This is a genomic window from Clostridium sp. K04, assembly GCF_019734375.1.
GTDB classification, from domain to species: Bacteria; Bacillota; Clostridia; order Clostridiales; family Clostridiaceae; genus Clostridium; species Clostridium saudiense.
Genome location: NZ_JAASHD010000095.1, coordinates 1 through 584, shown reverse-complemented (window position 1 = coordinate 584; position 584 = coordinate 1). Strand labels below are relative to the sequence as shown.

Below are 584 nucleotides of genomic sequence, written 5' to 3'. Positions count from 1 at the left end.
AAAAAAAAAATAAATCCCAGACTCTATAAGCCTAGGATTTATGGTAAAATATTTTTCATGCTAACAAAAAAAATCTTACAACAAAATTATACTTTAAATCGAAAGTTTTATCAATTAAAACTTCCTTTTGATATAGATTGCATAATTCCAGAAAATGATTCGGTGAGATTACTAAGTCAGTTTGTAGAGGAGATGGATTTAACTAGACTATATTCTACTTATTTTAGAATAAGAGAAAATCAAGTACCGCCAATGAATATGCTGAAAATTATGCTTTATGGATATATGAATGGACTTTATTCTTCAAGAGATATAGAAACTGCATGTCGAAGAGATATCAATTTTATGTTTCTACTAGAGGGTGCTTCGCCTCCGGATCATTCAACATTTGCAAGGTTTAGAAGTTTACATTTTGCTCCATGTGCTGAAAAAATCTTAACAGAAGTAACCAATTTTCTTTATAAAATTGGGGAAATATCAGGTGAATCTATATTTATTGATGGTACTAAAATAGAAGCTTGTGCTAATAAATATACTTTTGTTTGGAAGAAAGCTATTACAAAAAATATGGCTAAACTATTAAC

The 584-nt window shown here is 28.6% G+C and carries 1 protein-coding gene; it reads left to right on the top strand.

What is annotated here, in order from left to right; all coding sequences use genetic code 11:
• Positions 1–57: 57 nt before the first annotated feature.
• A partial coding sequence (locus HCG70_RS17280) for a transposase (RefSeq protein ID WP_221698085.1) occupies positions 58–584 on the top strand: 527 nt, incomplete at its 3' end.